This window comes from Psychrobacter sp. 1U2, from assembly GCF_051847575.1.
On sequence record NZ_JBPYDC010001439.1, the window covers coordinates 1 to 600 of the forward strand.

The 600-nt window shown below is 42.3% G+C and carries 1 protein-coding gene; it reads right to left on the minus strand.

The features are described 5' to 3' along the window. Positions 1 to 355 (minus strand): DsrE family protein (locus tag ACS8FD_RS22515; RefSeq protein ID WP_439277496.1); only part of this gene is annotated, 355 nt, incomplete at its 3' end. Positions 356 to 600 lie beyond the last annotated feature (245 nt).

Sequence of the window (600 nt, forward strand, 5' to 3'; positions counted from 1 at the left end):
TCGCATTCATCAATAGCTCAACCACATCATCGCCGCTGATGACGGTAAAGCGCTTATCGATGTCTGACTCTTCCACACCGCCGTGTTTCATACAGGCACCGCAGACTAAGACGTTACCACCTTTCTCTACAAACGCTTCTAGCAAATCCTTAGCAGGGTCGAACGGATCGCCAATATCGACGTTATCCAAAGCGTTCGGCAATGCTAGGTGTACCGCGTCTACCATCAGTATCACTGATGCAGAGTGACCTTTTTTAAGCGCGACACCTGCCATCGTAAAGGCTAAAGTAATTTTGCCTGGGTTTGACTCACTATTATCAAATAGCGTTCCAACGTAATCCGTATTATTAACCATTTTATTTTCCTTATTAGACTGTATTTAATGGAATGTTCTACTCACTAATATCCTAACAATTATTATACGTATTTGTATAATGTAATGTTGTGGAATAGTAGTCTTAAGGTTAACTGGCTGCGAAAGATTATCAAAAATAAATTTACAGTTAGCCTAACCTAAAGGCGGCCATGGACGGTCATCATCACTCTCAACCCATTCGGCTACATAGCCAGTCGGCGGCATATCCCAATCAGATTTACCCA